Origin of the sequence: Nonomuraea typhae (genome assembly GCF_009760925.1) — a bacterium.
In the GTDB taxonomy this organism is placed as follows: domain Bacteria; phylum Actinomycetota; class Actinomycetes; order Streptosporangiales; family Streptosporangiaceae; genus Nonomuraea; species Nonomuraea typhae.
In genome coordinates this window covers 151,317-176,931 of the sequence record NZ_VRLV01000018.1, presented here as the reverse complement: position 1 = coordinate 176,931, position 25,615 = coordinate 151,317, and the positions used below count along the sequence as shown (strand labels likewise).

Below are 25,615 nucleotides of genomic sequence, written 5' to 3'. Positions count from 1 at the left end.
AATCACATTCGGTCAGGTCTGGGCAACGTGCAGCCGTACGCCCTTGCCCGCCAGGTCGTCCAGCACGTCGCGGGGAGCGTCGTCATCCGTGACCAGATGGGCGATGCGCTCGGCCGGGATCGTCTGGACCATCGTGTCGTGGCCGACCTTGGTGTGGTCGGCCAGCACCACGACCTCCTCCGCCGCGGCGGCCAGCGCGCGGTCGACCGCGGCCACCTGGAGGTTGGGCGTGGACAGGCCGCGTTCTGCGGTCAGGCCGTTGCCCGAGACGAACGCGCGGCGCACCCGCAGCCCGGCCAGCGAGCTCTCGGCGGCGCTGCCGACCAGGGCGAGGATGGCGCCGCGCAGGGAGCCGCCGGTCACGACCACCTCGATGCGCGGGCATCCGGCCAGCGCCTGGGCCACCAGCAGGGAGTTGGTCACCACGGCCAGCTCGGTGTGCCGGGTCAGCCTGCGGGCGAACTCCTGGGTGGTGGTGCCGGGGCCGATGACGATCGCGTCGCCGTCCTCCACGAGCGAGGCCGCCAGGTCGGCGATCGCCGCCTTCTCCGCCGAGGAGGCGGCGGCCTTCTGTATGTGGCTCGGCTCGCGGGTGAGGTCGCCGGGCATGGTGGCGCCGCCGTGGTGGCGGTTGAGCAGGCCCTCGGACTCGAGCGCGCGCAGATCGCGGCGGACGGTCACCTCGGAGGAGCGCACCGCCTGGGCGAGCTCGCGCAGGGAGACCGCGCCGTTGGCCCGGACCAGCTCCAGGATCCGCTGGCGGCGCTCGGCGGCGAACACGGGCCTGCGGCTCTCACTCTGCGTGTCGCTCACGTGGCCCGATCATAGTCGAAGGACGCAGGGCTGCCCATCTCTGACCATCTCAGAACGAATCTGATCGGTTTTCCTTGACCTGACGGTCGGAACGGTGCTTTCTTTGGTCGAGATGGCGCTCGTTTTCGATCGGAAGGCAGTTCCGTGATCACACGCCTCCCCTTAATCCTGGCCGTCCTGCTCAGCTTCGTGTGGCTGCCCTCCTCGCCGGCGGCGGCCCAGGCGGAGCGGCATGGCCTCAAAGGCGACTACCACCTGAGCACCGGCCCGGGCCGCTTCGACTTCGGCGAGCTCAAGGCGACCGTCGTGGAGCCGAACATCGAGTTCGCGGACCTCAACCCGGCCCTAAGTGAACTGACCGGCCGTGACGAGAACGTCACCGTGCGGTGGACCGGCCGGGTCGCGGTCCCGGCGTCCGCGACGTACACCTTCTCCATGATCGGCGACAACGGCTTCCGCCTGTGGGTCGACAACCGGCTCGTCATCGACAACTGGCGCGACATCTGGGACGTCGAGCAGGTCGGCACCCCGATCGCGCTGGAGGCCGGCCGCAAGTACGACGTCAAGATCGAGTACTTCGAGCACTACGGCGGCGCCAACCTGCGCCTGCGCTGGCAGAGCCCCGAACTGGCCAAGACCGTCGTGCCCACGGAGGCGTTCTATCTGCCCGAGGGCTTCGACCCGCCGGGCCCGGTCGCGGCCGAGATCAGGAAATCCGGTGACATCGCCACCCTGACCTTCGCCAAGGAGCTCAAGCCGGTCACCTCCCCCACCGGCCTCAAGCTCACCACCGGCGGCTCGGCCTGGCCGATCAAGTCCGCCACCGCCGCCGGCGCCACCCTGACCCTGACGCTGGGCGAGAAGATCCCGCTCAAGGCGGGCAACAGCGTGCGCGCCTCCTATGACGGCACGGGCGGCATCGCCTTCGCCGACGGCACCCCGCTGGGCGCCTTCCCGCGCGCGGTCGTGCTCAACCGCTCCGAGTACCTCCTGGCCAGCAAGTTCGTCAAGGACGTGAACCCGGCCGGCCCGCACCCCGAATACCCGCGGCCCCAGCTCGTCCGCGACCGCTGGCAGGGGCTCAACGGGCCCTGGCAGTTCGCCGCCGCCAAGGCGGGAGAGCAGCCCCCGATCGGCAAGGACCTGGCCGAGCGCATCATCGTCCCCTTCCCCGTCGAGTCCGCCCTGTCCGGCATCGGCAGGACCGAGGACCGGATGTGGTACCGCAGGACCTTCGAGGTCCCGAGAACCTGGCGCGGCGAGCGGGTCATCCTTCACCTCGACGCCGTGGACTGGGAGGCCACCGTCTACGTCAACGGCACCCGCCTGGCCACCCACCGCGGCGGCTACGACCGCTTCAGCGTGGACGTGACCGACGCGCTCAAGCGCAACGGCCGGCAGGAGCTGATCGTCGGCGTCTTCGACCCCACGGACAAGGGCAACTATCCGACCGGCAAGCAGCGCCTGGTCCCGGGCAACATCTGGTACACCCCCACCTCCGGCATCTGGCAGAGCGTCTGGATGGAGCCGGCGGCGCCCAACCGGATCCTGGCGGTCGACTCCGTGCCCGACCTGAGCGGTCAGCGGCTCAAGGTGACGGTCGACACCCCGCTCGCCGGAACCCGCGTCGATCTCGTGGCCCGCGACGGATCCAGGATCGTCGGCCGGGTGAGCGGGCGCTCGGGCGCCGAGCTGAGCCTGCCGATCCGCAACCCCAAGCTCTGGAGCCCGGACACCCCCTTCCTGTACGACCTGACGGTCACCACCCGCGACGACCGCGTGAAGTCCTACTTCGGCATGCGGGAGATCTCGCTCGGCCAGGCCGGCGGCAAGACGCGGATGCTGCTCAACGGCAAGCCCGTCTTCCAGCTCGGCACGCTCGACCAGGGGTACTGGCCCGACGGCATCTACACCGCCCCCACCGACGCGGCCCTGCGCTACGACCTGGAGGTCACCAAGCAGGCCGGGTTCAACGCGGTGCGCAAGCACGTCAAGGTCGAGTCCGACCGCTGGTACTACCACGCCGACAAGCTCGGCCTGCTCGTCTGGCAGGACATGCCCTCGACCTCGGGCAACACCAACCAGTCCCAGTTCGAGGCGGAGTTCAGGCGCATCGTCGACCAGCACCGCAGCAGCCCGTCGATCGTCATGTGGGTGCCGTTCAACGAGAGCTGGGGCCAGTACGAGGTGGCCAGGGTCGCCGACATGGTCAAGAGCTGGGACCCGTCCCGGCTGGTCGACAACCAGAGCGGCGTCAACTGCTGCGGCGCCCAGGACGGCGGCAACGGCGACGTCATCGACTGGCACATGTACCCGGGCCCGGCGCCGGTCTCCCCGCCGAGCGCGACCAGGGCCTCGGTCCTCGGCGAGTACGGCGGGCTCGGCCTGCTGGTGCTCGGCCACACCTACTCCGGCGGCGGCTGGGGCTACCGGGTCGAACCCGACGCCGAGACGCTGACCAGCCGCTACGTCGAGATGGACCAGACGCTGCGGCGGCTGCACGCCTGCGAGGGCCTCAGCGCGGCGATCTACACCCAGACCACCGACGTGGAGGTGGAGCTCAACGGTCTCATGACCTACGACCGGGCGGTCATCAAGCCCGACCTCGCGCGGGTCAGGGCCGCCAACAGGGCGCTCATCGACGAGATCTCGCCCGCCTGCTAGGAAGGATCCACCATGACCCCCCGCACCACCACGATCCTGGCGCTGGCCGTTCTCCTCACCGCGGCGGGCTGCGCCAGGGCCGAGGCGCCGCAGCCGGCCGCCGCCCCCACCGGGACGGCAGGCCGGCAGGTCGTCAAGACCCCCGACAGCACGACCGGCCCCACCTGCACCCTGAGCCAGTTCGGCGGGGAGCGGTTCGAGCTCGAGAGCGCCACCGTCGGCTTCTCCCAGTCGGAGAAGGAGGCCAACCCGTTCCGCATCGCCGAGACCAAGTCGATCAAGGACGAGGCGGCCAAGCTCGGCATCGCCAACCTCAAGGTCACCAACGCCCAGTCGCAGTTCTCCAAGCAGATCACCGACGTCCAGCAGCTCATCGCGCAGGGCGCCAGGCTCCTGGTGATCGCCCCGCTGAACTCCGACGGCTGGGAGCCGGTCCTGCAGCAGGCGGCGGCCAAGAAGGTTCCCATCATCACGGTCGACCGCAAGATCAACGCCAAGTCCTGCACCGACTATCTGACCTTCATCGGCTCCGACTTCTACGAGCAGGGCAAGCGGGCCGCGGACAAGATGATCGAGGCGCTGGGCGGCAAGGGCAAGGTGGCGATCCTGCTCGGCGCGCCGGGCAACAACGTCACCACCGAGCGCACCAACGGCTTCAAGGACCGCGTCAAGGAGAAGGCGCCCGCTCTCACGATCAGCTTCGAGCAGACCGGCGAGTTCGCCCGCGAGAAGGGCCAGCAGGTCACCGAGCAGCTCATCCAGTCCAACCCCGACATCAACGGCATCTACGCAGAGAACGACGAGATGGCCCTCGGCGCCGTGACCGCGTTGAAGGGCGCGGGCAAGCAGCCGGGCGACATCAAGATCGTCTCCATCGACGGCACCAGGAGCGCGGTCCAGGCCATCGTGGACGGCTGGCTCCACTCGGTGATCGAGTCCAACCCGCGCTTCGGCCCCCTGGCCTTCGAGACGGCGCGGAAGTTCCTCGACGGGGAGGGCATCGCCGACAAAGTGATCATCTCCGACCGCGAATACGACCAGGCCAACGCCAAGGACTCGCTCGGTGAAGCGTACTGAAGCAGTGCTCGAAGCTCGGGGGATCACCAAGCGCTTCCCGGGCGTGACCGCCCTCGACGACGTGCACCTCGCCCTCGGCGCGGGCGAGGTGCACGCCCTCGTGGGCGAGAACGGCGCCGGCAAGTCCACCCTCATCAAGGTCTTCACCGGCGTCTACCGCCCCGACGACGGCGAACTGACCTATGACGGAGCTGTCGTCGCCTTCGCCAGCCCGCTGGAGGCGCAGCGGGCCGGAATCTCCACCATCTACCAGGAGGTCAACCTCGTCCCGATGATGAGCGTCGCGCGCAACCTCCTGCTCGGCCGCGAGCCGCGCGGCCGCCTCGGGGTGATCGACACCACCAGCCTGTACGGCCAGGCCCGCGCCATCCTGCGCGACTACGGCCTCGACACCGACGTCAGGCGGCCCCTGCGCAGCCTCGGCATCGGCGCCCAGCAGATGGTGGCCCTGGCCAGGGCCGTCTCCGTGGACGCCAAGGTCGTCATCATGGACGAGCCGACCTCGTCCCTGGAGCCGCGCGAGGTCGAGACGCTGTTCGGCGTGATCAGGCGGCTGCGCGAAGCCGGCATCGCGGTGATCTACGTCAGCCACCGGCTCGACGAGCTGTACCAGGTGTGCGACACCGTGACCGTGCTGCGCGACGGCAAGGTGGCGCACACCGGGCCCCTGGCCGGCCTCGACCGGCTCAAACTCATCTCGCTCATGCTCGGCCGCGACCTGGCCGAGGTGAAGAAGGGCGGGCTGACCCGGTTCAACCGCGACCACGACCGCGTGGACGGGGCGCCCGTGGTCGAGGCCCGCGACCTCACCCGGCGCCACGTGCTGTCCGGCGTGACCGTCTCCGTCCGGCCCGGCGAAGTGGTCGGGCTCGGCGGGCTGCTGGGCGCCGGCCGTACCGAGACGGCGAAGGCCATCGTCGGCGCGCTGCCCCTCGACGGCGGGCAGGTGCTCGTGGCGGGGCAGCCGCTGCCCGGCGGCAGGACCACGGCGGCGATCCGCGCGGGCGTCAGCATGCTGCCCGAGGACCGCAAGGCCGAGGGCATCATCCCCGGGCTGTCGGTGCGCGACAACATCGCCCTGGCCGCGCTGCCGGCGCTGGCCAGGGGCGGAGTGGTCTCCGAGGCCAGGATCGACCGGGTGGTGGAGGTCTTCATGAAACGGCTGCGGATCAAGGCGGCCTCGCCGTACCAGGCGGTGTCGGAGCTGTCCGGGGGCAATCAGCAGAAGGTGCTGCTGGCGCGGTGGCTGGCCGTACGCCCCAAGGTCCTGCTCCTCGACGAGCCCACGCGCGGCATCGACGTCGGGGCCAAGGCGGAGGTGCAGGCCCTCATCGACGAGCTCGCCGAGGAGGGCCTGGGCGTGCTGCTCATCTCGTCCGACCTCGAGGAACTGGTCGAGGGCGCCGACCGGATCCTCGTCCTGCGCGACGGAACGGTCGTCGGCGAGCTGTCCGGCGACGACGTGACCGAGGAGAAGATCATGGCGGCCATCGCGGAGCACGCCGATGAGTAAGTGGATCCGCGACTACGGCGTCTACGCGGCCGTGTTCACGCTGCTGGTGTTCAACGTGCTGTTCACCCCGCACTTCCTGGACGTGGCCAACTTCCGCACCCAGCTCGTCCAGGTCGCCCCCATCGTGATCGTCTCGCTGGGCATGGCCCTGGTGATCGGCACGCAGGGCATCGACCTGTCCGTCGGCTCGGTCATGGCCCTCGCCGCCGCCCTCACCGCCCTCTACCTGGGGTACGGCGCGGCCGTCGCGATCGTCGTCGCCCTGATCGGCGGGGCCGTGGCAGGAGTGGCCGGGGGAGCGCTGGTCGCCTATGTGGGCATTCAGCCGATCGTGGCCACGCTGGCCCTGCTCGTCGGGGTGCGCGGGCTGGCCAACGTGCTGGTGCCGCAACTGGTGGAGTTCCGCAACCCCGACCTCATCGCCCTCGGCAGCGACGCGCTGTTCGGCGTCCCGCTCGTCGTCATCATCGCGGCCGTGCTGACGCTCCTGGTCGCCTTCCTGGTGCGCAGGACCACGTTCGGCCGGCAGGTGGTGGCGATCGGCGGCAACCGGGCCGCCTCGGAGCTGTCCGGGCTGCCGGTCAAACGCGTCCTCGTGCTCGTCTACGTGATCTCCGGCGTGCTGGCGGCGCTGGCCGGGGTGCTGGCCACGGCCCGGCTGCAGGCCAGCGACCCCACCTCGCTGGGGATGTTCATCGAACTGTCGGCGATCACCGCGGTCGTGGTCGGCGGCACCCCGCTGTCGGGCGGGCGGATCAGGGTCGCCAGCACCGTGATGGGAGCCCTGCTCATGCAGTTGCTGTCGGCCACGCTGATCAAGCACAACCTGCCCCAGTCGTGGACGCAGATGGTCCAGGCGGTCATCATCCTCGCCGCCGTCTACGTGACGAGGGAGCGTGGCAAACGATGAACCGCGAACAGCTCGGCCGCCTGCTCCAGCATCACGGCGCGATGATGGTGCTCGGGGTGCTGGTCGTCGTGGGCACGCTGGGCTTCGACTCCTTCGCGACCGCGGACAACGCCGCCAGCATCGTGGTCTCGTCCTCCTTTCTGGCCGTCGTCGCGATCGGCATGACCTTCGTCATCGTCAGCGGGGGCATCGACCTGTCGGTCGGCTCGTTGTTCGTGCTCGGCGGGGTGCTGGCGGCCTTCGGCTCTCGGTACGGCTTCGCCGTGGCGCTGCTGCTGCCCCTGGCGGTCTGCGGCCTGGCCGGGCTGGTGCAGGGCCTGATCATCGCCAGGACGGGCCTGGCTCCCTTCATCGTCACGCTGGCCGGCCTGCTGGGGGTGCGGGGCCTGATGCTGGCGATCTCCCACGAGGGCGCCACCACCTATCTCGTGAAAAATCCTGCCTTCGCCGCTCTTGGGCAGGGTGAGATCTTTGGGCTGACTTATCCGGTATATCTGACGGTCATCCTCGCGCTCGCGGCGATGGTCCTGCTCCAGCGGACCGGTTTCGGGCAGAACGTCTACGCCATCGGCGGCAACGAGCAGGCGGCCGCCCTCATGGGCGTGCCCGTCGTCCGCACCAAGGTCTACGTCTACCTGATGTCCGGCCTGCTGGCAGGTCTGGCGGGCGCGCTCAACGCGGCCCGCCTGTCCTCCGGCGTGACCATCCTCGGCATCGGCATGGAGCTCGACGTCATCGCCGCGGTGGTCATCGGCGGCACGCTCCTGACCGGCGGAGCGGGCGGCGTGACCGGCACCGTGGCCGGAGTGCTGCTCCTCGGCGTGATCCAGAGCCTCATCAACCAGGTCGGCAACCTCACCTCCTCGCTCCAGCAGGTGGTCAGCGGAGCCTTCCTGGCGCTGGTCGTGGTTGCCCAGCGCCTGCTCAGCAAGGCCCAGCGGATCGGGTGACCCGAGCCACCTCCGATAAGATGAGCGCTAAGATAATCAGCACTTGCACGAGTGGCAACCAAATGAGCGCTCACGTGAATCGTAGGAGGATCCTGTGGCCGACGCCGTGTCCGCGGTGGTGGAGCAGTGGCAGCACGAACGCCCTGACATCGACTTCTGGCCGGTCGGGGTCGTCGGCCGGATCATGCGCATCTCCCGCATGTGGGACAAGGAGATCAAAGACTTCCTGGCCGGGCACGGCCTGGAACCCGGCGAGTTCGACGTGCTGTCCACGTTGCGGCGATCCGGCGCGCCGTACGAGCTGACCGCGGGCACCTTCCTCAAGACCTCCCTGGTCACCACCGGGGCGATCACCCTGCGGGTGGACCGGATGCACGACAAGGGCCTGGTCACCCGCACCCGCGACGACAACGACCGCCGTTCGGTCAAGATCCGCCTCACCGATCACGGCCTGGAGGTCATCGACCGCGTCCTGCCCCTGCACATCGCCAACGAGGCCCGCCTGCTCCAGGCCCTGGGCCCCGCGGAATGCCGGCAGGTGATCGCCGCCCTGAGCACCCTGCTGGAGTCCTACGGCGACGTCGCACCCCGCAGGGCTTGACGGCGTGACATGGGCCCGGGGTTCACGGGGTCCATGTCACGGGGCGCACCCTTCGATGATGGGCGGCGCCCGTTGGACACCAAGCCCCTCTTTCGGCTTTTCAGCAGGGCAACCCCGCTGCCGGGACGCGCGTATCGCGGGCGTATCGAAAAACGCATACGTCACGGCAACGGTCTTCCGTCTTCAGTGGACCCATCACATCGGCGAAGGTGACCACGAAGAGGAGAAGGTCTTGCTTGACGGCGGAGATTGGGACCGGCGTTCGCTGCTGCGGGGCGCCGCCGTGCTGGCCGGTACGGCCGTGGCCGCGCCGCTGCTGGGCGGCGCGGCCACCGCGCTGGCCGCCGGCGACGACGCGGACGCGCTGTTCAAGGCCGGGAAGTTCGAGCGGGCCGGCCGCGCGTACGAGGAGATCCTCCAGAAAGACCCCGAGAACCTGCACGCGGCCCGCTCGCGCGGCTATGTGGCGCTGTTGGGCAACCGGTTTCCCGACGCCGAGAAATACCTCAAGATGGCCCTCGCCCTGGCGCCCGGCGACAAGGACGCCAACTACCTCCTGGCCGACTGCTACATCCGGCAGGACAAACTCGGCCTGTCCGCACCCCACTGGAAGGCGGCCGGCGAGGACGGCTACGCCCAGTGGTTCGCGGCGGTCCGCGGCCAGGCGTATCAGGTCCACGGCGAGACCGCGCGGGTGCCGTGGACGCAGACGGACCCGATGCCGCTGGTCGAGGCGTCGGTCAACGGCGGACCGGCCAAGCGCTTCACGTTCTACACCGGCGCCCCGAATCTGAGCATCCGCGCGTCGGTGGCCAAGGAAGCCGGGCTGAACCCCCTCGCCAGCCAGAAGATCGACTTCGAGGGCGGCGCCATGTGGGCGCACTACGGAGTGCTGGACTCCTTCACGCTGGGCGGCATCGACCTGCGCAACGTCCCCGTGGGCTGGTCGGCGACGGAGTCGGGCGAAGACGTCGACTCCGACAGCGACGGCCTGATCGGCACGTGGGTCTTCTACCACCTGCTGACCACCTTCGACTACGCGGGCCGGCAGCTGATCCTGCGCCGCCGCACGCCGGAAACGGCCAGGCGGGCACGCGCCGCCGCCAGCCGGGCGGGCGCCGAACCCCTGCCGCTGTGGCTGGCCCGTGAGCAGTACCTGCACACCACGGGCGGCTTCACCGGCGCCGCCGGCTCCCGCACCGGGGTGGTGGGCGTGAACTTCGGCGGAGGCAGCGAGATCGCCGCGGGCATGCGCGGGGCGACGGCCGAGCAGCTAGGGGTCCGCATCGACCACGACCGCCCGGTCGGGACGTTCGCCCAAAGCCACCCGGCCGTCGCCTACCCCTGCTACCCGAAGGAGATCCGCCTCGGCAAGGCCGCCGCCAAGGAGGTCTACTGCTACACGAACCCGAACCAGCCGGTGAACGTGCCCCTGCCGTATGGGACCGGGTTCGACACGATGGGCTGGTTTTCACACTGCTTCTGGAAGCCCCACACCGTCACCGTCGACTTCACCGGCATGAAGCTCTACCTCGCCTGACCCTCGAGCAGCTCGCGGATCCGCCCGGCCGCCTGGCCGGCCGCGGCATGGCCCACGTCCTGTCAGACATCTAGTCAGAGAGTCATATGGTGACTTAACATCCTGACGTGATCAACGGCTCCCTGTTATCCCGGTTACTCACCGCAGCCCTGTCCGTGATCGTCACGATGGGGCTGCTCCAGGCGCCTCCCACGGCCGCCACCGCCACCGTTCAGACGCCGCCCCTCGACCTCGCCGACATGTGGGGCAGGTACGGCAACGCCGGCGGCCACTGGACCGGCGGTGACGCCACCGTCTCCATCCCACTCCCCGACGGCCGCATCGCATGGATCTTCTCCGACTCCTTCCTCGGCGCCGTCAACCCCGACTACTCCCGCCCCAAAAACGCCCCGTTCCTGCGCAACTCGATGGTCGTCCAGAACGGCTCGGTCCTCGGCCCGACGCTGCACGGAGGCACCGCCGCCGCGCCGACGTCGCTGGTGGACACCGACCAGTCGCCCGACGACTTCTACTGGGTGGGCGACGGCACCGTCGAGGGCAACACCCTCAAGGTCATCTACGGCCGCTACCTCGGCACCGGCGACGGCACGCCGCTCGGATTCAAGCGCCAGGGCACCGCACTGGCCACGTTCAGCCTGCCCGACCTGCGACTGACCTCGGTACGGCCGCTGCCCGTCGCCGACTCCATGACCTGGGGCTCGGCCCTGCTGGAGGACGGCGCCTACAGTTACATCTACGGCAGCGAGTTCGCCGGCGGCGCCAAGTTCGTCCACCTGGCCAGGGCCAAGGCGGGTGACCTCGGCGGCCCATGGGAGTTCTGGACCGGCAGCGGCTGGTCGGACACGGAAGGCGACTCGGCCCGCATGCTCAGCGGCGTCGGCGAGGGCATGTCGGTCAGCAAGGTCGGCAACCAGTACGTGATGGTCACGCAGGAGAACAGCGACCTGTTCAGCGGCTGGATCGTGTCCTACGTCGCCGGCGCGCCGACCGGGCCGTTCACCGGGCCGGTCTACCTGTTCGAGGCGCCGGAGCCGGAGATGAGCAACTGGACGCAGTTCATCTACGTCGGCCGCCACCACCCCGAGCTGTCCGACCCCGGCAAACTGCTCATCACCTACGACGTCAACGCCTGGAACCCCGAGGACCTGTACAAGGACGCGCGCATCTACCGGCCCCGCTTCGAGGAGGTCGGCTGGCCGCCGGCCGTACCCGACCCGGCGAAACTGCCGGGCGCGCCGGCGAACCTGACCGCGCGCATGGCCGGCGACGGGGTCGCGCACCTCGCCTGGACGGCGCCGCCGGGCGCCAACCTCAACTACTGGGTCTACAAGAAGGACCTGACGGCCGGGCAGACGCACTTCACCAGGACCGGCCACCCGACCGCGGAGCCGCGCTACGCCGACCCGTTCCTCAAGGAGGGGCACGCCTACGCCTTCCAGGTCAGGGCCGTCACCACCGCCGGGGACGAGGGCCCGCCGTCGAACACGGTCAGCACCGAGACCCGCAAGACCGTCCCGCCCGCGCCGGCCGGCCTGGTCGCGACGGCGGGCGTCGCCGGTGACGTGAAGCTGACCTGGGACGCCTCCGATCCCGGCGTCACCTACCGCCTCTACCAGCGTGACGTGAGCGCGGGCGAGACGCTGTTCACCGAGAGCGTGACCGACGACCCGTACGTCCAGACGGCCACGGTGAAGGACCTGGTCGCCACCCACGTCTACGAGTTCAAGGTGACCGCGGTCAACGACATCGGCGAGAGCCCGCCGTCGAACCTGGCGCGGGTCACCGCGGTGTTCACCCCGCCGGGCGCGCCGGGCAATCTGGCCGCGAGCGCGCAGGCCGACGGCTCGGTCAAGCTCACCTGGGCCGCGGTCGCGGGCGCGGAACGCTACTGGGTACGGCTGCGCGACGTGACCTCGGGCGCCACCGAGTTCACCAAGATCGACCTGCCGGTCCACGGCACCACGACCACGCTCACGCAGTTGCTGAGCGGCAACACCTACGAGTTCAAGGTCACCGCGGGCAACGGCGGCGGCGAGGGCCCGGCCTCCAACGTGGCCAAGGCCACCGCCAAGGTCGCCCTGCCCGACGCGCCCACCGGGCTCCGCGCCACCGCGCAGGCCGACGGCTCGGTCAAGCTCACCTGGACCGCGGCGGCACGGGCCAAGACCTACTGGATCCACCGCCGCGACGTCACCTTCGGCCACACCCAGTTCTCCCGCTACCACCTGCCCGCCGCGGGCACCGACGCCGTCATCGCCGACCTGTTCCACGGCAACACCTACGAGTTCAAGGTGACCGGCGTGGGCGACGGCGGCGAAGGCCCGGCGAGCGCCGTCGTCAGCGCCGTCTCGCGCGTCACGCCGCCGCAGGCCCCCACCGGCCTGCGCGCCGAACCGGGCGACGGCAAGGTACGGCTGAGCTGGACTGCGCCCGTCGGCGCCAGCATGTACTGGGTCTACCAGCGCGACGTCACCGCGGGGGAGAGCGCCTTCACCCGGCTCGCCTACCCGGCCGGGCAGTCCTCCGCCGACCTCGGCGGACTGGTCAACGGTCACGCCTACGAGTACAAGGTCACCGGGGTCAACGACGCGGGCGAAGGCCCGGCGAGCGGCGTCGTGAGCGCCGTCCCCAAGCCGCCCGCCCCGCCCAAGGTCACCGGCGTGAGCGCCCAGCCGCAGCAGGACGGCACCGTCAAGCTGGCCTGGACGGCGGTGAGCGGCGCCTTCTACTGGCTGTCGTACCGGGACGTGACCGCGGGCCAGACGTCCTACACGCGGCTGGAGTACCCGGCCACGACGAACACCGCTGCCATCGGGCCGTTCACCGGCGGCCACGCCTACGACTTCCTGGTCACGGCCACCAACCCGGGCGGCGACGGCCCGCCGTCCGACCCGGTCCGCGTCACCGTCCTCGGCGGCGCGACCCAGGGCAAGGTGTCGCTGCCCAGGCCGGCCGCGGCCTCATCGGTGAAGGCCGCTGCGGATCTCCCGCGTCCGCCGACGAACCTGCGGGTCACCGAGCGCACCCGTGACTTCGTCGCACTGGAGTGGGATCCCAGCCCCGACTACAGCAGCGTCTTCTACTGGGTTCAGTTCCGGTCGGTGGGTCGCTCCGAGTGGTACAACCTGACCTACCCGACGCTCAACACCACCTACACCGTCGGCAAGCCCTTGTGGCCCGGCTTCCAGTACGAGTTCCGCGTCGTGGCCGAGAACAGGACGGGCGCCTCCAGCCCGACGAACACGGTCCGCTCGGCACTGGGCGGCTCGCCGCCGCCGAGACCCACCGGCCTCGACGTCGTCAGCACCGCGAACGGCGTCAACCTGGCCTGGACGCAGACCGCTGACGAGGACTTCTACTGGGTGGAGTTCAGGCCGAGCCTGACCGGCACGTGGTACCGGCTCCCCTGGCCGGCCACCTGGAACGAGGCCCATATCGTCGCGCCGTTGTGGCGAGGGTACTACTACGACTTCCGGGTGATCGCGGTCAACCGCGACGGCGACAGCCCGCCGAGCGCCTTCGTCTCCGCCGCGCCGGACTACCCCAAGCCCCAACCGCCCGAAATCTTCCATCACGAGAACGAACCCGGCTCGGCATGGATCCGGTGGGGGAGCTCGACTCCCGATGTCATGTACTGGATGTACTTCCGCAAGTCGGGCAACGGCTCCTGGACTCGCGCCCGCTATCCCATCGGCGGGACGGAGATCAGGCTGAAGTACCTGCCGCCCGGTAAGTACGACGTCCGGTTCACCGCCGTCAACCTGCGCGGCGAAAGCGCGCCCGGCCCCATGGCCACGGTCCATCTGAAGCCGTCGAAAGCCCACATGCTGGCCCTGCTCACGGAGGTCACGACTGCGGGGTGGGCCCGCTGGAAGGCACTCAAAGATGGCTACGAATACGACTATTACACCTATGGCTACGACTGGGACCTCGAGAGTGACCAATGCTCGCACAGCCCGAGCCAGCCAGTCGTCGGGCTTGTCCCGTTCGAGCGGGTCGACTGGCGCAGGCAGTGCGAGCGTCACGACTTCGGCTACCGCAACTACAAGGTCATGCGTGCCTTCGACTACAGGCAGAAGGTCCGCATCGACAGGATGTTCTACCGGGACATGATCGCCGCCTGCGACGCGCAGGTCTCTCACCACAAGGTCAAGTGCATCGCACTGGCCCACGTCTACTACGCGGCCGTCAAGCGCTTCGGCACGTGAAAGACCGGTCCCGGCCGAGGCCGGGACCGGCTCACCGGGCTCACATCTGATCGGCCAGGGCCGCCGGGTCGCGTTCCGGCGGCCCGGACGGCCACCACTGCCCGTCCTCGCGCAGCCTGTACGGGTACCAGCGCCCGTCTTTCCCGAGCCGGAGCTGCAGCGTGCCGAGCGTCCAGCGGTTGCGCGCGGCCTCGACCGGCGGCAGGTCCTCGCGCCGCCAGGCCGCCTCCGCCCTGGCCAGCTCCTGCTTGCCGGGGTTCCAGGCGTGCTCCAGCGTGTCCAGGCCGGTGGCGCCGCCGTACTGCCAGGCCAGGACGGCGGACTCGGCGCCGATGTCGAGGCCGTACTCGGCGGCCAGCCGCACGCGGTCCTGCCGTTCGGTCAGTACGGCGGGCGTCCCCCCGGACAGGAGCTCGCGGGCCCGCCCGGCGGCGGAGGCGGCCAGGACCTTCAGCGCCCCCGTGTCCACCCCGGGCGCCTCCTGCAGCTCCAGCGGGACGTACTCGGCGGCGGAGGGTGGCGGCGCGGGCAGCGGCGGCACCCCGAGGGCGTAGGCGGCGCGGGCCGGGGTGCCGGTCTCGGCCGGGGCGGGCACGTCGCGTAGCTGCAGGGCGGCCAGGAGGTCGTCGCGGCCCCGGCCGCGCAGCAGGAGCAGCACGAACGGGTCGGCGTCCAGCAGCCAGGACGCCTGGTAGCACAGGGCGGCGGCGTGCTTGCACGGATGGCCCCAGTCGGGGCAGGTGCACTCGGGCTCCAGGTCGCCGACGGTCGGCAGCAGCGGAACGCCGGCGTCCTCGGCCGCCTCGACCAGGTCGTGGGGCACCTCGCCGTCGAGGAGGGCGGCGATGTGGCCGGACTGGGCGGCCACCTGGTCGAGGAAGCGGTTCCATTCGGCGTCGCTCAGGTGGGAGACGCGCACGACCGTGTCGTAGTCGCCCTCGGTGATGGCCGCCAGCCGTCCGGGGGAGACGGTGATGGGCCCGACCTGGCCGGTCTTGGCGTAGGCGCGGCCCTTCTTCAGCAGCGTGTGGTCCAGGGAGGTGTCCTCCATGGCCTTGATCCAGGCCCCACCCCACCACGACGTGGCGAAGCGGGCGCCTGCGCGCTGCGGCGGGAAGGCGGGGAAGCCCTTGACGGCGGTCATCTCAGCTCCACCAGGTGTGCGAGTTCGGCATCGGTGAGTTCGGTGAAGGCGGCCTCGCCGCCGGCCAGGACCGCCTCGGCCAGGGAGCGCTTGCCGGCCAGCATCTCGGCGATGCGGTCCTCGATCGTGCCTTCGGCGATGAGCCGGTGGACCTGCACGGGACGGGTCTGGCCGATGCGGTAGGCGCGGTCGGTGGCCTGGTCCTCGACGGCGGGGTTCCACCAGCGGTCGTAGTGGATGACGTGGTCGGCGCGGGTGAGGTTGAGGCCGGTGCCGGCGGCCTTGAGCGAGAGCAGGAAGACGGGGACCTCGCCGTCCTGGAAGCAGCGGACCATCTCCTCGCGCTTGGCCACCGGGGTGCCGCCGTGCAGGAGCCGGCTGGTCACGCCGCGGGCGGCCAGGTGTTTCTCCAGCAGCCTGGCCATGGCGACGTACTGGGTGAAGACCAGGACGGCGCCGTCCTCGGCGATGATGGTGTCGAGCAGTTCGTCGAGGAGTTCGAGCTTGCCGGAGCGGCCGGGCAGCTGGGGCGTGGCCTCGTGCAGGTATTGGGCGGGGTGGTTGCAGATCTGCTTGAGCCCGGTCAGCAGTTTGACGATCAGGCCGCGCCTGGCCATGCCCTGGGCGCCCTCGATCTGGGTCATGATCTCGCGCACGACCGCCTCGTAGAGCCCGGCCTGTTCGGTGGTGAGCGCGACCGGCCGGTCGGTCTCGGTCTTGGGCGGCAGCTCGGGCGCGATGCCGGGGTCGGATTTACGGCGGCGCAGCAGGAACGGGCCGACCAGGCGGGCCAGCCGCCCGGCCGTCTCGGCGTCGCCGGACTCGACGGGCTTGGCCCAGCGGGCGCGGAAGCGGGCCAGCGAGCCGAGCAGGCCGGGCGTGGTCCAGTCGAGGATGGCCCACAGCTCCGACAGGTTGTTCTCGACGGGCGTGCCGGTGAGGGCGACGCGGGCGGCGGCCGGGATCTCGCGCAGCGCCTTGGCGGTGCTGGAGGCGGGATTCTTGACGTGCTGGGCCTCGTCGGCGACGACCATGCCCCACGGGTGCGCGGCCAGCTTCTCCGCGTCCAACCGCATGGTGCCATAAGTCGTCAGAACAAAACCTTCGTCCGACAAATCGCGATTTGTGCCGTGATAGCGGCGCACGGGCACGCCCGGCGCGAACCTGCCGATCTCCCGCTCCCAGTTGCCCAGCAGCGAGGCCGGGCAGACCACCAGCGTCGGGCCGCCCGCGCGGTGCAGGTGCAGCGCGATCAGCGTGATCGTCTTGCCCAGGCCCATGTCGTCGGCCAGGCAGGCGCCCAGCCCGAGCGAGGTCATCCTGGCCAGCCAGCGCAGCCCGCGCAGCTGGTAGTCGCGCAGGGTCGCCGCCAGCCCGTCCGGCACGCCGATCTCCTCGGGCTCGGCCAGCCGGTCGCGCAGCTCCCGCAACCAGGCGCTCGGCTCCACCTCGACCTGCTCGCCGTCCACCTCGACCGTGCCGGTCAGCGCGGCGCCGAGCGCATCGAGGCCGCTCAGCGGCTTGAGCTCGCGCTGGCGCGCCTTGAGCGCCAGGCCGGGGTCGATGAGCACCCACTGGTCGCGCAGCCGCACCATCGGCCGGTGCGCCTCGGCGAGCTGATCCATCTCGGCCGCGGTCAGGCGCTGCCCGCCGAGCGCGAGCTGCCAGTTGAAGCTCGTCAGCCGGTCGCCGCCGAGATAGGAGGGCAGGTCGGAGGGCGCCGGCTCGTTGTCGCCGAGCACCGCGCGGGCGCTCAGGCCGCGCACCATCGACCTGGGCCAGTGCACGTCCACGCCCGCCGCGGACAGCCGGGTCGCCGCCCCGGCCAGCAGGTCCTCGACGTCGCCGTCGCTCAGCGTCAGCTCGTCGGGAACCGGGCTCTCCAGCAGCCGCTCCAGCCGCGCCCAGGAGCGTGCGGCACGGCGGATGGCGATGATCGTCTCGATCCTGGCACGGGCCCCGAACCCGGGATCGCGCCCCTCCCACAAATCGGCCGCGTCCACCACCAGGGACGGATCGGCCAGGCTGTGCAGCTGGACCACCGCGCGGAACTCCCCGCCCACCGGGTCGTCGCACTCCAGCCGCAGCGACAGCCGTACGCCGGAGTCGAGGCCCGCGGACACCTCCTCCGCCCACGGGCGCAGCTGCGGCACCTTCACCGGGCGCAGCGCGGCGAACGCGGTGGTTCCCGTCGCGCGCACGGCGCCGGGCGAGCGCGGCATCGCGTCGGCGACCGCGTCGAGGAAGGCCCGCACGAGTGTTTCTGCGTCGGGCAGGAGCGGCCCGTCCGGGCCGTCACTCAGGGGTACGGCACGCGCCGCCGCGGGCATGGCGTCGGCCAGTTCCCTGATGCGCGCGGCGTCGGCGGCGTCGAACGGCCCGGCCCGCCAGGCGTCGTAGTCGCCTTTCGAGACGCCGGGCAGGATCCGCCCCCTGGTCACGAGCTGGAGCGCGACCAGCGCGGCGGCGCCCCAGAACCGGGCCGCCGGGTGGGCGCTCGCGTCGGTCCTGGCCCGGGCCAGATGAGAAACGGCGTCGGCGACGGGGATTCTGGTGACCGGGACCTCCCGGGTGCCGTCTTCGTGCGCGACGGTGGCGAGGGCCTCGCCCTCTGGGTCGAGAAAGGCCATCGTGCCTGTTCGGGGCGGGTCGCCCGGTTCGAAGACAGCGGCATGCCGTACCAAGGAAGTCACAACCGTACAGGGTACGGTACATAGACCCTGAGGTTTACCCCACCAAGAAAACGGCCATAGGCCGCATTCTCACTTTGGCCAGATCTTGCCTAGCCTTCAGGGCATGACGGACTGGGTGGTAAACCTCATGGAGACCCTGGGCGCGCCCGGGGCGGGTCTCGCGATCGCGCTGGAGAATCTTTTTCCTCCGCTGCCGAGCGAGGTGATCCTGCCGTTGTCCGGCTTCACCGCCAGCCGCGGCGAGATGGATCTCATCGACGCGCTGGTGTGGACGACGATCGGCTCGGTGGTCGGCGCGCTGGCGCTGTACTGGGTGGGGGCGCTGCTCGGCCGCGAGCGCACCCTGCGCCTGGCGGGCAAGCTGCCGCTGGTCAAGATCTCCGACATCGAGAAGACCGAGGCGTTCTTCCAGCGGCACGGCAAGAAGACGGTGTTCTTCGGGCGGATGATCCCGATCTTCCGTAGCCTCATCTCGGTCCCGGCGGGCGTGGATCGGATGCCGCTGCCCACCTTCACGCTGCTCACCCTGGCCGGAAGCGCCATCTGGAACTCCATCTTCGTGCTGGCCGGCTACTACCTCGGGGAGAGCTGGCACCTGGTGGAGGCGTACGTGGGCATCGGCAGCAGGGTCGTGCTCGGGCTCGTGGGCGTGGCCGTGGTGGTCTTCGTGGTGGTACGGCTGAGCGAACGGCGCAAGGGCAAGCGTGGGACACATCGTTAGATTTCCGCTCCTGCTGTGGGAAGTCCTGCTCGGTACCCTGAGCGCGCTGGCGGGGCTGGTGTTCCTGGTGACGTGCGGGCCGGTGCTGGCCTGGCAGGCGCGGCCGGGCGGCGGCTCCGGCACCTCGAAGGCAGGGGCACTGGCGGTGCGCATGGCGCGGTTCGAGGCGCGGCGGCTGCGGGTGGACATGGACGAGGGCGCCGACGCGGGGCGGGCGACGGCCTACCTGGCCGCCCGGATCCCGCTCGGCGTGCTCGGCGGGCTGGTGCTCTCGCTGCTGGAGCTCGGAGCGGCGAACGGGATCAGGCTCGGCTGGGCGTGGGTGCGCAACGAGCCGTTCGACGGGATGCTGCCGACGCCGCCGCTGATCGCGTACATCGGGCTCATCGGTATCGTCCTGCTTTTCCTCGAAATTTCGGGGCTGGTGGGTGTGCGGGCGGTTGAGCGGGGGCTGGCCCGCAGGATGCTCGCTCCCGACCCCACCGTCGCGCTCCGGCGGCGCATCGAAGAGCTCGCCGAGACCCGGGCGGGCATCGTCGCCGCCGTGGACGCCGAGCGCCGGCGCATCGAGCGCGACCTGCACGACGGCCTCCAGCAGCGCCTGGTAGCGCTGTCCATGCTGATCGGCCGGGCCCGGCGCGGCGGCAGGACCGAACTGCTGGCCCAGGCGCACGAGGACGCCCAGCGCGCCCTGGCCGAACTGCGCGAGGTGGCCTGGCGGGCCTACCCCAGCGGCCTGGACACCCTCGGCCTGGCCGACGCCCTGGCCGGGGTCGCGGAACGCTCCAGCGTGCCGGTGCACGTACGCTGCGACCTGGCCGAGCGGCCGCCCATGGCCGTGGAGACCGCGGCCTACTTCGTGGTGTCGGAGTCGGTGACCAACGCCGCCAAGCACGCCGCCGCCACCGGCGTGTCGGTGGAGATCCGGCGAGAAGGGACAATGATCGTTGTGCGGATCGAAGACGACGGGTGCGGCGGCGCCGTACCCACAGGTGGGGGACTGTCCGGGCTGGCGCGGCGCGTTGCGGCGCTCGACGGCAGGCTCGGCGTGGACAGCCCGCACGGCGGGCCGACCGTGATCACCGCGGAGCTGCCGTGCGGGTGATCCTGGCCGAGGACTCCACGCTGCTGCGCGAAGGGCTGGTCCGGCTGCTGCTCGAGGAGGGGCACGAGGTTCCCGCCGCCGTCGGGGACGGGCAGGCGCTCATCGAGGCCGTGGCGGCGCACGAACCCGAGATCGTCGTGGTGGACGTGCGGATGCCGCCCACCCACACCGACGAGGGGCTGCGGGCGGCGCTGGAGATCCGTAAGCGGTGGCCCTCAGTCAAGGTGCTGGTGTTGTCGCAGTACGTGGAGAAGAAGTACGCCACGGAGCTCATGACCGGGAGCGTGGACGGCGTCGGCTACCTGCTGAAGGACCGGGTGGCGCAGGTCGCCGACTTCCTCGACGCGCTGGAGCGGGTGGGGGAGGGCGGGGCCGCCTTCGACCCGGAGGTGGTCAGGCAACTGCTGGCCCGCACCACGCAGACCGACCCGCTCTCGCGGCTGACCGGGCGTGAGCGCGAGGTCTTGGAACACATGGCCCAGGGGCTGACCAACGCCTCGATCGCCCAGGCGCTGCACGTCTCGCAGAGCGCCGTGGAGAAGCACGTCAACGCCGTCTTCGACAAGCTCGGCCTCTCGCACACCAGCGGCTACAGCCGCCGGGTGCTCGCGGTGCTCAGCTTCCTGCAGACCTGAGCACCGCCCGCACCTCGAAGCCGCCCTCCGGCAGCGGCCCGGCGGTGACGCTCCCGCCCACCCCCGCCAGGCGCTCCGACAGGCCGCGCAGGCCGCTGCCGGGCGGGCGGGCGGAATTCTTGGGCACGCCGTCGTCGCGGACGGTCAGCACCGTGCCCTCCGCTGTCGCCTCCACCGTGAAGACCGCTTCGCCGGCCGTGCTGTGGCGCAGGATGTTCGTGGCCGCCTCCCGCACCACCCAGCACAGCAACGCCTCGGCACGGGCGGACGGCGGCTCGCCCGCCCGCCGTACCACCACCGCCACGCCCGCGGCCGCCAGCGTCTCGCGGGCCCGCTCCAGCTCCGTGGCCAGGCTGCCCTCGCGGTAGCCGGTGACCGCCTCGCGCACCTCCGTCAGCGCCTGCCGGCCCACGCTCTCGATGTCGGCCGCCTGCCCGGCGGCGCGCTCGGGGTCGCGGACGGCCAGGCGGCGCACCGCCTCCGCCTTCACCACGATCACCGACAGCGTGTGCCCCAGCAGGTCGTGCAGGTCGCGGGAGAAACGCAGCCGCTCCTCGGCCACGGCCGCCTCGGCCAGGCGGCGCCGGGTGTGTTCCAGCTCGGCGATGACCGTGTGCAGGTGCACGATGAACCCCACCACCACGCCGGCGCTGAACGACCCCCACGAGAAGGCCATGATCGGGCTGATCCCGTCACCGGTGAACCAGACGACGAACGCCGTCACCGCGGCCAGGGCCAGCAGGGCGGCCTGGAGCGCTCTGCCGAACGGGACGACCAGCGCGCAGGCCACCGCGACCAGCGGGAACATGTAGAGCCACCCGCTGCCGTAGGCCAGGCCCATGCCGGTTACCAGCACGGCCAGCGCGCCCAGCACCCAGCGTCCGCGCGCCGGACGATCGCCGTAGGCGAGCGAGACCTGCAGCATGTACAGGCCGAGCGCGACCGCCAGCGCGAGCCACCCGATCCAGGCCGACGGGTAGACGCCGGTCAGGGCGTCCCAGGCCACGCCCACGCTCAGCCCGGTGCAGCACAGCAGGAACCCTCTGAAGCCGGGCGGCGCGGGAAGACGGTGTGGCGGCACCCCCACACCGTACGGCCTCTAGGCTGACCGGCATGAGCATCAGGTACGCGGCCGTGTCGATGGACCTGGCGGCGCCCGCCGAGGCCGCCTTCGCGCTGATCACCGACTGGCCCCGGCACCGCGAGTGGATGTTCATGACCGACGCCCGCGAGACGGCCCCCGGCCAGATCGCGGCCTACACCGGGATCCGGCCGTTCGGCTTCCTCGACACGATGACGATCACCCGGTTCGAGCCGCCGCACGTGGTCGAGGTGGACCACACCGGGGCGCTGGTGCGCGGGGCCGGGGCGGTCAGGGTGACGCCGCGGGGACCGGCGGCCTGCCGGGTGATCTGGGCCGAGCGGCTGGAGGTGCCGTGGTGGGCCCTGCCCGCCTGGCCGCTGGCGCACGCGGCGAGCGTCCTGCTGGCCCGGCGGTCGCTGCGCAGGCTCGCGTCCCTGCTGTGACGAGGCCCTGGCCGGTGATCAGCTCTTGGCCGCCTCCGCCGCCACCAGCGCGGCGCCGAGCTGCACCGCCACGAGGGTCTGGACCGGGATCGGCGTGCCCTCGAAGGCCGCCTCCGCCGCGGCGAACCAGCCGTCGAACAGCTCCCGCACGCGGCCGTTCTCAGCCCTGATGACCGGGGTGGCGTTGCCCGCGGCCAGCTCGGCGTTCAGCATGCGCAGGTACATGCCGCCATAGCGCAGCCGCATGCTGTGGGTGAGCTGCTGCTTGCCGCTGACCTCGGCCACGGTGGCCGGGCGGCCGGCGCCGGGGAAGTCCTCCCATTCGGCGACGAACTCGTCGTGGGCGCCGGCGAAGTCCTCGACCGCGCTCCGGAACGGCGACGCCACGCGCAGGTCCGGGCGCACCACGGCGAGCGACCGGCTCAGCTCGGCGACGAGCTCGCGCTGCTCGGCCAGGAAGGTCGCGATCACCTCACCGTACGGCCTGGCGGTCGGGGTCTCGTCGCCGATCCGGGGATCGGCCCAGTACGGCAGCTCGGTCACCAGATGCAGCGCGCCGAAGCGCTCGGCGTAGTCGATGCTGCCGCCGCCGATGCCGTACACCGCGGCCAGGTCGGCGCCACGCGGCGTCATGTACGCCGCCGGGCCGATCCGCACCGCGCTCGGGATCTCCGGCGGGCCCATGTGCAGCGGCAGGCCCTGCCCGGAGGCGATCGCGGTGAGCCGGGCGGCCAGGGCGGGGTCGTTGCGGCTGAGGTAGTAGAAGGCGCCCTGGGACTCGCCGTTGTGCAGCGAGTAGACGAAGTCGGGCCTGACCTCGTCCATCAGCCGCATGACCGCCTCGGTCTCGGGGAGCGTGCGGTCGAAGAAGTAGTCCCCGCCGGTCAGCGGGAACGTCCATTCGACCTGGTCGGCTTCGGCGGGGCGGTAGAAGTGCTCGGCGTAGGCGCGGCGGTCGCTGGGCCGGCCGTACCAGCCCTCGTTGAGGCGGGCGCCGTCGGGGTCGACGCAGGGGATGAGGTGCCAGCGGTAGCCGAAGTCCTCGCGCAGCCAGGTGTCCTCGACGAGCAGGCGCATCAGGTTGCTGACGGTGAGGGCGCCGATGGGCTCGTTGGGGTGCGGGCCGCCGATGACGACGGCGTTGCGGGGGCCGGTGCCGATCGTGGCCACGCGGAGCGGCTCGCCCAGCCGGGAGGTGCCGATGCGGCGCAGCCGTACCAGCTCCGGGTGGGCGGCGGCGAGCTCGTCGAGCTCGGCGTGCATCTCATCCACGGCCGGGAACGCGGTGTGGCCGGGAACGCGGCTCATGTACCCCTCGACGTCCATCGTCGCCTCCAGTTCGTTAACTCGTAACCTGGATTATTCTAATAATCTCGATTATCGTTCTGGCAACCCTCTAGGAGAGCAATGCGATTGACCAGGGCGGAAAGCAAGGCAGCCAACAAGCGCGCGCTGATCGAGGCGGCCTACGAGGTCGTCGGGCGAGACGGCGCGAGGGCCCGGCTGGAGGACATCGCCGAGCTGGCCGGGCTGACGACCGGGGCCGTCTACTCGCTGTTCGGCGGCAAGAACGGGCTGCTGATCGCGATGGTCGACGACTACGCCGGCCCGCTCGACCTGCGGCCCGTGGAGGAGGTCGCGCCCGGGACGCCGCTGGAGGAGGTGGTCGCCGCCATCGCCCGGCAGTACTGGCGGATGTCGGCCACCCCCGAGGCCGCCGGGCAACTGCTGTTCGAAATCCGCGTGATGGAACTCGTGCTCAACGACCCCGGCCTGCTGGCCAAGCTCAACGCGGCGGTCAACGCCGCCGAGGCCCGGCTGGCCGCGCATCTCACCGGCCGTGAGCACGGCGGCGCCGCCGTGACGCCCGAGCAGGCCGTCCGCCTGGCCCGCGCGCTCAAGGCACTGCTGTCCGGGCTCGGGCAGGCCGTCGTCCTCGGCGTCCACGGCAGCACCGAGGAGTACTTCGCCGACGTCGCACGAGCCCTGGTCACCGCCGGAGTGCTCGGCCCGGCCTAGCCAGGCCGCGGGTTCGGGGGAACGCGCGGCCGTCCATCACCCCCACCCGAAAGGCACCACCATGACCAGATCCGGCTTCGGCATCATCGGCGCGCCGGTGTTGTTTATGGGCGTCTTCCAGCTCCTGGAGACGATGCTCTCGCCCGCGCTGCCGCTCATCCAGCGGGAGCTGCAGGCCACGCCCGGCCAGATCGCCTGGATCTTCACCGGCGGGCTGATCAGCTCGGCGATCAGCACCCCGATCGCCGGCCGCCTGGCCGACCTCTACAACAAGCGCACCCTGCTGCTCACCCTGATGGCGATCACCAGCCTGGGCGCGCTCATCTCCGTCCTGGCGCCCAACGTGCTCGTGCTGATCGCCGGCCAGGCGGTGCAGGGAGTATGGCTGGGCATCCTGCCGCTGACCGTCGGACTGTTCCGCGACACCCTCCCGCCCGAGCGCGGCGCCACCGGCAACGGCCTGGTCATCGGCGTCGCCACCCTGGCCAGCGCGCTCGGCCTCATCCTGGCCGGACCGCTCACCTCGGCCCTCGGCTACCGCTGGCTGTTCATCCTGACGCTGGCCGGCGCGCTGGCGGCCGCGGCCTGGGCCTGGATGGTCGTGCCCGCCACGCCCCGCGCCGGCGCCAACCGGGTGGACTGGGCCGGCGGGCTGCTGCTCGGCGCCGGACTGGCCACGCTCATGCTGGGCCTGTCCACCTCGACGATCCTGGGCTGGACCGCGCCGGTCACGCTCGGCCTGTTCGCCGCCGCGGTGGTGGCGCTGGTGGTGTGGGCGGTGGTCGAGCTGCGCGTCGCCGACCCGCTCGTGGACCTGCGGCTGCTGGCCGGGCGCTCCTCGGCCGGGGTGACCGCGATCTCGTTCGTGTTCGGCTTCGCATCCTTCGGGCTGCTGGTCGCACTGCCGATGATGCTGTCGCTGCCCGTCGCGACCGGCTACGGCCTGGGCGCCGACACCACGCTGATCGGGCTGTACATGTTCCCGCTGGGCATCACGGGCACGCTCGTCGCGCCCCTGGTCGCGCCGATGAGCCGGCTGCTCGGGCGGCGCAGCGTGCTGGTGCTCGGCAGCGTGCTCGTCTCCGCTGGTACGGCGGGCCTGGCCTTCTGGCACGCCGCCCCGTGGCAGATCGTGGCAGGTGTGTCGGTCATGGGGGTGGGCGGTGCCACCGTCCTCACCTGCGGGCTCAACGTGGTGGCCGCCGACGTGCCCGCCCAGCGGGCGGCCGGCGTCACCGGCGTGGCCTTCGTCGCCAAGAGCGTCGGCGGCACCTTCGGCGCCCAGCTCGGCGGCATGGTGCTCGCGGCCGGCGCCGTGGCGGGCGTGCCCGCCGAGAGCAGCTTCGTCAACACCTACCTGCTCTCGGCCGTGCTCGGCCTGCTGGCCGTGGCCGCCGCGCTGGTGATCCCCGGCGCTGTGCGGAAGGCCGAAGGCGGCGACGCGGCTTCTGCCGCCGCGACAAAGCGCCCCGTCGCCCAGGGTGACACCCTGTGA

Annotated in this window: 19 protein-coding genes; 14 read left to right on the top strand and 5 right to left on the bottom strand. The window is 71.2% G+C overall.

Translation table 11 applies throughout. The annotated features are described in order from the left end of the window. Positions 1-12: 12 nt before the first annotated feature. Positions 13-813: a DeoR/GlpR family DNA-binding transcription regulator gene (locus FVE25_RS45525; protein ID WP_219825945.1), complete on the bottom strand. Its 801-nt coding sequence runs from the start codon at positions 811-813 to the stop codon at positions 13-15. 144 nt (positions 814-957) lie between these two features. Between FVE25_RS45525 and FVE25_RS45520 the strand changes: the two genes are divergently transcribed. The 8 genes from FVE25_RS45520 (at position 958) to FVE25_RS45485 (ending at position 14,276) form a co-directional block, all read left to right on the top strand. Then, entirely contained in the window at positions 958-3,477 is a 2,520-nt protein-coding gene (locus FVE25_RS45520; protein ID WP_157253751.1) for a PA14 domain-containing protein, read from the top strand. Between the two features lie 12 nt (positions 3,478-3,489). Further along, a complete protein-coding gene (locus tag FVE25_RS45515; protein ID WP_157253750.1) occupies positions 3,490-4,554 on the top strand; it encodes an ABC transporter substrate-binding protein in 1,065 nt (354 codons plus the stop codon). Beyond that, a complete protein-coding gene (locus FVE25_RS45510; RefSeq protein ID WP_157253749.1) occupies positions 4,541-6,067 on the top strand; it encodes a sugar ABC transporter ATP-binding protein in 1,527 nt (508 codons plus the stop codon). Before FVE25_RS45515 ends, FVE25_RS45510 begins: the two co-directional genes overlap by 14 nt. After that, positions 6,060-6,977, top strand: a complete 918-nt coding sequence (locus tag FVE25_RS45505) for an ABC transporter permease (RefSeq protein ID WP_157253748.1) — start codon at positions 6,060-6,062, stop codon at positions 6,975-6,977. Before FVE25_RS45510 ends, FVE25_RS45505 begins: the two co-directional genes overlap by 8 nt. After that, positions 6,974-7,927 carry an ABC transporter permease gene (locus FVE25_RS45500; protein ID WP_157253747.1) on the top strand — a complete coding sequence of 318 codons (954 nt, stop codon included), beginning with the start codon at positions 6,974-6,976 and terminating at the stop codon, positions 7,925-7,927. The genes FVE25_RS45505 and FVE25_RS45500 overlap by 4 nt, the downstream gene beginning before the upstream one ends. A 94-nt stretch (positions 7,928-8,021) precedes the next feature. After that, positions 8,022-8,528 (top strand): MarR family winged helix-turn-helix transcriptional regulator, encoded by a 507-nt coding sequence (locus FVE25_RS45495; protein ID WP_157253746.1) that lies wholly within the window; start codon positions 8,022-8,024, stop codon positions 8,526-8,528. Between the two features lie 232 nt (positions 8,529-8,760). Next, complete coding sequence (locus FVE25_RS45490) at positions 8,761-10,068, top strand: tetratricopeptide repeat protein (protein ID WP_181019922.1); 1,308 nt, start codon at positions 8,761-8,763, stop codon at positions 10,066-10,068. 107 nt (positions 10,069-10,175) lie between these two features. Continuing rightward, positions 10,176-14,276, top strand: a complete 4,101-nt coding sequence (locus FVE25_RS45485; protein WP_157253744.1) for a phospholipase A2 — start codon at positions 10,176-10,178, stop codon at positions 14,274-14,276. Between the two features lie 40 nt (positions 14,277-14,316). Here the strand turns inward: FVE25_RS45485 and FVE25_RS45480 are convergent, their stop codons facing one another. Continuing rightward, positions 14,317-15,420 carry an SWIM zinc finger family protein gene (locus FVE25_RS45480; protein WP_157253743.1) on the bottom strand — a complete coding sequence of 368 codons (1,104 nt, stop codon included), beginning with the start codon at positions 15,418-15,420 and terminating at the stop codon, positions 14,317-14,319. Continuing rightward, entirely contained in the window at positions 15,417-18,050 is a 2,634-nt protein-coding gene (locus FVE25_RS45475) for a DEAD/DEAH box helicase (protein WP_157253742.1), read from the bottom strand. Before FVE25_RS45475 ends, FVE25_RS45480 begins: the two co-directional genes overlap by 4 nt. Positions 18,051-18,216: 166 nt before the next feature. On the opposite strand from FVE25_RS45475, the gene FVE25_RS45470 reads away from it, so the two are divergent. Genes FVE25_RS45470 through FVE25_RS45460 form a run of 3 tightly spaced genes read left to right on the top strand, consistent with a single transcriptional unit; the run spans position 18,217 to position 20,574 of the window. Beyond that, positions 18,217-18,834, top strand: a complete 618-nt coding sequence (locus FVE25_RS45470; RefSeq protein ID WP_246268473.1) for a DedA family protein — start codon at positions 18,217-18,219, stop codon at positions 18,832-18,834. Continuing rightward, on the top strand, positions 18,818-19,939 hold the full coding sequence (locus FVE25_RS45465; protein ID WP_219825944.1) for a sensor histidine kinase: 1,122 nt from the start codon (positions 18,818-18,820) through the stop codon (positions 19,937-19,939). Before FVE25_RS45470 ends, FVE25_RS45465 begins: the two co-directional genes overlap by 17 nt. Beyond that, on the top strand, positions 19,930-20,574 hold the full coding sequence (locus tag FVE25_RS45460; protein WP_157253741.1) for a response regulator: 645 nt from the start codon (positions 19,930-19,932) through the stop codon (positions 20,572-20,574). The genes FVE25_RS45465 and FVE25_RS45460 overlap by 10 nt, the downstream gene beginning before the upstream one ends. On the opposite strand, the gene FVE25_RS45455 is transcribed toward FVE25_RS45460, so the two are convergent. Beyond that, positions 20,555-21,655, bottom strand: coding sequence for a sensor histidine kinase (locus FVE25_RS45455; RefSeq protein WP_157253740.1), 1,101 nt, complete (start codon positions 21,653-21,655; stop codon positions 20,555-20,557). The genes FVE25_RS45460 and FVE25_RS45455 overlap by 20 nt on opposite strands. Positions 21,656-21,687: 32 nt before the next feature. Here FVE25_RS45455 and FVE25_RS45450 point away from each other — a divergent pair, with 32 nt between their 5' ends. Then, entirely contained in the window at positions 21,688-22,101 is a 414-nt protein-coding gene (locus FVE25_RS45450) for an SRPBCC family protein (protein WP_157253739.1), read from the top strand. Positions 22,102-22,119: 18 nt separating this feature from the next. Here FVE25_RS45450 and FVE25_RS45445 read toward each other — a convergent pair whose 3' ends face one another. Next, positions 22,120-23,427: a M14 family zinc carboxypeptidase gene (locus FVE25_RS45445; protein WP_157253738.1), complete on the bottom strand. Its 1,308-nt coding sequence runs from the start codon at positions 23,425-23,427 to the stop codon at positions 22,120-22,122. Positions 23,428-23,508: 81 nt separating this feature from the next. Between FVE25_RS45445 and FVE25_RS45440 the strand changes: the two genes are divergently transcribed. Next, complete coding sequence (locus tag FVE25_RS45440) at positions 23,509-24,120, top strand: TetR/AcrR family transcriptional regulator (protein ID WP_157253737.1); 612 nt, start codon at positions 23,509-23,511, stop codon at positions 24,118-24,120. A gap of 61 nt (positions 24,121-24,181) precedes the next feature. Further along, positions 24,182-25,615: an MFS transporter gene (locus FVE25_RS45435; RefSeq protein ID WP_157253736.1), complete on the top strand. Its 1,434-nt coding sequence runs from the start codon at positions 24,182-24,184 to the stop codon at positions 25,613-25,615.

What these genes read in the sequence shown, in the direction of transcription:
- FVE25_RS45435 (WP_157253736.1), top strand. Translation starts at nt 24,182, where the DNA reads ATGACCAGATCCGGCTTCGGCATCATCGGCGCGCCGGTGTTGTTTATG.
- FVE25_RS45470 (WP_246268473.1), top strand. Translation starts at nt 18,217, where the DNA reads ATGACGGACTGGGTGGTAAACCTCATGGAGACCCTGGGCGCGCCCGGG.
- FVE25_RS45505 (WP_157253748.1), top strand. Translation starts at nt 6,060, where the DNA reads ATGAGTAAGTGGATCCGCGACTACGGCGTCTACGCGGCCGTGTTCACG.
- FVE25_RS45450 (WP_157253739.1), top strand. Translation starts at nt 21,688, where the DNA reads ATGAGCATCAGGTACGCGGCCGTGTCGATGGACCTGGCGGCGCCCGCC.
- FVE25_RS45475 (WP_157253742.1), bottom strand. Translation starts at nt 18,050, where the DNA reads ATGGCCTTTCTCGACCCAGAGGGCGAGGCCCTCGCCACCGTCGCGCAC.
- FVE25_RS45480 (WP_157253743.1), bottom strand. Translation starts at nt 15,420, where the DNA reads ATGACCGCCGTCAAGGGCTTCCCCGCCTTCCCGCCGCAGCGCGCAGGC.
- FVE25_RS45515 (WP_157253750.1), top strand. Translation starts at nt 3,490, where the DNA reads ATGACCCCCCGCACCACCACGATCCTGGCGCTGGCCGTTCTCCTCACC.
- FVE25_RS45500 (WP_157253747.1), top strand. Translation starts at nt 6,974, where the DNA reads ATGAACCGCGAACAGCTCGGCCGCCTGCTCCAGCATCACGGCGCGATG.
- FVE25_RS45440 (WP_157253737.1), top strand. Translation starts at nt 23,509, where the DNA reads ATGCGATTGACCAGGGCGGAAAGCAAGGCAGCCAACAAGCGCGCGCTG.
- FVE25_RS45445 (WP_157253738.1), bottom strand. Translation starts at nt 23,427, where the DNA reads ATGGACGTCGAGGGGTACATGAGCCGCGTTCCCGGCCACACCGCGTTC.